The 4,315-nt window shown below is 47.3% G+C and carries 6 protein-coding genes; all 6 read right to left on the reverse strand.

The annotated features are described in order from the left end of the window. Positions 1-180: hypothetical protein (locus HAP95_RS07650; protein ID WP_215883683.1), on the reverse strand; the 180-nt coding region annotated here is incomplete at its 3' end. Then, on the reverse strand, positions 161-628 hold the full coding sequence (locus HAP95_RS07655) for a hypothetical protein (RefSeq protein ID WP_215883684.1): 468 nt from the start codon (positions 626-628) through the stop codon (positions 161-163). The genes HAP95_RS07650 and HAP95_RS07655, both read right to left, overlap by 20 nt. 147 nt (positions 629-775) lie before the next feature. Next, complete coding sequence (locus HAP95_RS07660; RefSeq protein WP_215883685.1) at positions 776-1,645, reverse strand: ankyrin repeat domain-containing protein; 870 nt, start codon at positions 1,643-1,645, stop codon at positions 776-778. Further along, the gene (locus tag HAP95_RS07665) at positions 1,642-2,628 is read right to left on the reverse strand and encodes a Tle-like phospholipase domain-containing protein (RefSeq protein ID WP_215883686.1); all 987 of its coding nucleotides are present in this window, start codon (positions 2,626-2,628) and stop codon (positions 1,642-1,644) included. Before HAP95_RS07665 ends, HAP95_RS07660 begins: the two co-directional genes overlap by 4 nt. Positions 2,629-2,719: 91 nt before the next feature. Further along, positions 2,720-3,433, reverse strand: a complete 714-nt coding sequence (locus tag HAP95_RS07670; protein ID WP_215883687.1) for a hypothetical protein — start codon at positions 3,431-3,433, stop codon at positions 2,720-2,722. Then, positions 3,418-4,315: pesticin C-terminus-like muramidase (locus tag HAP95_RS07675; protein ID WP_215883688.1), on the reverse strand; the 898-nt coding region annotated here is incomplete at its 5' end. The genes HAP95_RS07675 and HAP95_RS07670, both read right to left, overlap by 16 nt.

A 4,315-nucleotide genomic window follows, 5' to 3' on the forward strand; every position in this document is an offset into this window, starting at 1 on the left:
AGATGATGTTGGCACGACCGGTGCTCCCCAAGCGATACCGAGAGAGGATAGCACTGCTGCAGTGACCCAGGCAGTCCTGCGCGGCAATCGGTTCTTGGGTCGGGTTCCTGCTGTACCCACTGAGAGCGTCAACAGTGGGTGGGGGGGCTGCGTATGCTCTTCAGGGAGTTGGGGATCCATCTACCTTATCCGCCACAACATGAGAATTCTTCTGTATATTTTTTGACCATACCGTAATAACGATTAAAAAACCTATAGATGTGATTAAGAAATCTAACTGGAAAAATAGTAAAAGATGACGATACCATCCATATAAAAACAATAAAAATACCAACAATTGTAAAAGAAAGGCCGATGATGCCAAAATAATTAACAAAAAAATAAATGTTGTAATTAAAAAAAACGAAAAGTCTAAAATAAAATTATTAAAAGATCTTCCAAATTCTGCTAGGGCTACAAAAATAACAATAATGGTTAGCGCGTCAATTTCTCTGCCTAAATCAAAAGGTATTTCAAGCAGATAAAACAACATCATTTGTAACAATAACAACATAAATATTATGGTTGTTAAGGCTATCTCCCATCTAAAGTGATTGTACGTGCTCAGTAGTGACGTTTTAAATGTCATTTCTATGGCCCCTTACAATTAGAGCTTTGTCTGAGCCCTCCGTAACCCATTGAATGGCAGATACTGTAGGCACCCGGCAACAATGCAACTGCACGAACATGCTTATGAACCATATACGCTGGGCTTCATCTCTATCCCTCGGTGCTATCAGCTGCCGCCTGAGGGAATTGGAGCGCCTGAGGGAAGCGGCGGCGGCGGAGGCAGAATCTTAGGTGCTATCTTGTGTGCCCTATAGCCCTTGGCGGCAAGCATCTGCAGAGCCTGCTTGAAATAGAGATATTGCTGCATCTGTTTCTTGTCTTCCCGCCAATGCGGGTTGTACATCAGTTTGGAACGACCATTCTTCGTTTCCTTCCAATAGCGCCCAAAACTGCTTTTTTGTTGGAGAATGGCGTTCGCTAGTTCCTGCAGGTCATGATCGTAGCCATGCTTTAACAAAAACACGACATAGTCGAAGCGATGGTGGCCAGCAGCATTTAGGCCTGCGCTTAGCAGACCTACATAGTTTACATTAGCCCCATGCTGCACGAGCAGTTTCATATTGGCGGTACGCTGGAACATAATCGCATTTTCCAGAGCCGAACTACGCCCGTGATGCACATCATTAGGATTTCCGCCATACTTCAACAGAATCGGCAAGATTTTTGGGTCGCTACCGCCCGCTGCAAGCCAAACCGGCCCTTGATCATCTTCCATCGGCTGGTTCGGGTTGGCTCCATGCTTCAGGAGGGCCCGCATACCGTTGTAGTTGTGGCAGGACATCGCCCAAATGAGCGGAGAAATGCCCCCTTTCCCGCGATAATTCACATCGGCACCAGAGTGAACCAGATGCACAATTTCAGAAGCATCCCCCTTGCAGGCGGCATTGGCCAGTGCGGCAGCTTTTGCATTAGAAAAAACGTCTTGCGCGGTCATGCCGTGCAGACGAAACAAAGCCGCATCGGATGTCGTGTTAAGCAGGAAGAGCAGCGTTATAGCCGCTACAGCAATAATGTGGATTCGTTTATAGACCGTCATGAGCTTTTTCCTTTGGGACAAATCAGTTGAGTCACTTCGTAGTTGAGCGCATGAACCACCTTATCCGCCTTGTGATAAACAAGGGCTTCTTCTTCAATATTGGCCAGGCATGTTCCGGTAGTAGGCGTCGTTGCTGTTTCTGAATCCAGGGCGGTAGGAGACCAAGTGGTCAGAGGTAAAACCACTTGTTGCCCTAATGATCGCGGAAGGATGGTCGTACTTTTCATCGCCTGACCGTATCTTACCGACGAATCAAGTGCAATGGCATACAAAAATGCCTTTGTTATTGAGGGTTCATTTTGCAGCATGCAGGAAAAATCGGAACGTAAGGAATGTCCTTGCACTTGACCAAGGAGTTGGCCGTTGACTTCCAAATTAACGATTGTTGCCGGATCAGAAGCTCCAGTAGCTTCCAATGTAGAAGTGCTCACTCCTGCTGAATCAAAAGTGACTGCTGGATCTCCAGTAATACGGGCTTCCAAGGCTGCCAGTCCACCACCAAGAGAATGACCGGTGAAAACCACGTTATGTCCGTTGGTCAGGGCTTTTGCCAATTTATAGGCATCAATATTATATTGCCGCGTTGGATAGCCCAACGCCTGCCTAACGTCTGTCGTATAATCCAAAAATGTTGGTATTCCGTGGAAATAAGTGGGGGATGTGCCTCTGTTTGCAACAATATATTTATGAGTATATTTATCATAATACACCGACGCATAAAAACCAGACGCAGGGTGTGATAAGAGCCCGGGCTGATTGATCCCCAACACGGCCAGTGCAGAAGTGTCATTGTTGGGAATCCGTTGGACAAAGGACGGAAGATAGGCCTGTGCGCTGTTGTTGTATACATCGTTGGAAATCAGCGCGTCAGTCATTTCGTTAGCCAGTTTTTGCGCCGCAGTCGTGATGCTGCATGTGCTTGAGGCGGAGGATGCCGGCAGCTGTTTAACCAGGTTATCCAGCCGTTGAGCGATATTCACCATCGAATAATGGGCCACCGTAGCCTGCGAACACAACCAAATAGATAAATAAAAGCCATCAACCCCTCCCCAGGAATGGTTTCACTCTCCAATATCAATTCACGGGCAGCGTCCTTGTTTGTTTGAGGCAAGTCTCCACATCAATGTGCTTTCCCGTCTTGCCCGCGCTACATCGTCCCAGGTCATACTGTCTCTCAATGAATGTTGATGGCGGATTTGTTGCCGGAGACGATGGGTTATCAAAGCTTTTGATATAAAACCGAGCGAACCCGTTGATCTGCGGGAGCGCTGTCTGAAGATCAGTACGAGATTTGTAAAAAATGTCGACTTTGTTTGGGTCAGTTGCATCAAGTGGATTCCCGTCATTTTCCCCGATAGTTCCAACAGATATACCCCCCACTGCTAAAACTTGATGTCGCGCGTTCAGCACGACGAACGCTGTGACCAAGGCTTGGCCGGGGATGATACCACCTTCGACGAAAACACCTTGAACGACATGGGACCATTTTCCAGCAACTGATTGCATTCTATCGCACAGGGCATCACTAAGAATTTCTGGTGGGGAATTAATTTTTTGATTTATGGTAAGCCAAGAATTCGTAATAAATTTTTTACCAACAAAATCTGACGCCTCTTGGATTAATCTCTGGGTTTCACTGAACTTCATGTCTAGCATTGAGTTTTTTTTGGGTATTGGTGTCATCTTTGAGATCGATGACGTCCTTTGCACGTTGTCGCCCGCCAAAGCAGGGGATATAGCCAAAAATGTCGCCAGAAAACTAAAGGCGACGATCATTTCTTTAAGCATTTTGTATACTCCTTAAGAGAGCCATCACTTATGGAACTTTGCAATTTATCTGCCTCTCTTTTATATCTATTATAGAAATCACTTCCTTTCTTGAAGTTGGATTGCATTGCATGAAGATCTGCAACTACGCCATTCCAATCATCTGATTTTATATCTGGTACAAGTGCCAGAATATTCCCGTGCCAATAATAATAGTCGAAGAGCGTGGTTTGCACTGGCGCTGGCAACAAGGCAAAATTTTGTCCTGTTTCGTCATCAAATGCCTTGACGACCTGACCTTCGTAGCTTGCGTAAGCGAGGTTGTCAAAAGTCTGAGCTTGCGTGGCCGTGATACTCATGGGGTGCTCCAAGAGATATATTTCTGCGTTACATCCGGTTCTCTGCGGAGGTGGCAGATAGGGTTTGAGAAGATTGAAAAGCCCCACATTCTGTGTAGCATTGATTCCCATAGAATTGAGCGAACGGATGCTTTGTTGCGATAAATCGATTCCTGCGCTGACGGTAATGCCGCTATAGCAGGCCATGTCCGGGTTGGGGGTGCACGAGTAGCTGGGCGGTGCCTTGGGGTCCTTGTTGGGCTTCTTACGCACAGAGAGCGAGCACGGCACGTCAACATTCGTCACTTTGTAAGGCCCTAATTCATTCTGAATCGTGAATGAGCGATCAATTTTTATTGCCGACTGGCATGTGTCCGCCGTGCGACTACACCGATTGGCAGAAGTCGGATTGCAGGACTTCGTCGAAGCCGTAGGCGCGGTCACGGGTGCGCACTGTGTCTGAGTAGCCTGCTGTTCGGGGAGTGCGGAGGTTTTGACGCAGCAGCTGCCTGCGGGGCAGGCTGCTGATGCGGGATGGGGTGCGGCTGTCTCGTGCGTCTTGAAG

The organism is Acidithiobacillus sulfurivorans (assembly GCF_018853815.1).
Classification (GTDB): Bacteria; Pseudomonadota; Gammaproteobacteria; order Acidithiobacillales; family Acidithiobacillaceae; genus Acidithiobacillus; species Acidithiobacillus sulfurivorans.

Coding starts and splice junctions, on each gene's coding strand:
- HAP95_RS07660 (WP_215883685.1), bottom strand. CDS start 1,645: ATGACGGTCTATAAACGAATCCACATTATTGCTGTAGCGGCTATAACG.
- HAP95_RS07655 (WP_215883684.1), bottom strand. CDS start 628: ATGACATTTAAAACGTCACTACTGAGCACGTACAATCACTTTAGATGG.
- HAP95_RS07670 (WP_215883687.1), bottom strand. CDS start 3,433: ATGCTTAAAGAAATGATCGTCGCCTTTAGTTTTCTGGCGACATTTTTG.
- HAP95_RS07665 (WP_215883686.1), bottom strand. CDS start 2,628: ATGGTGAATATCGCTCAACGGCTGGATAACCTGGTTAAACAGCTGCCG.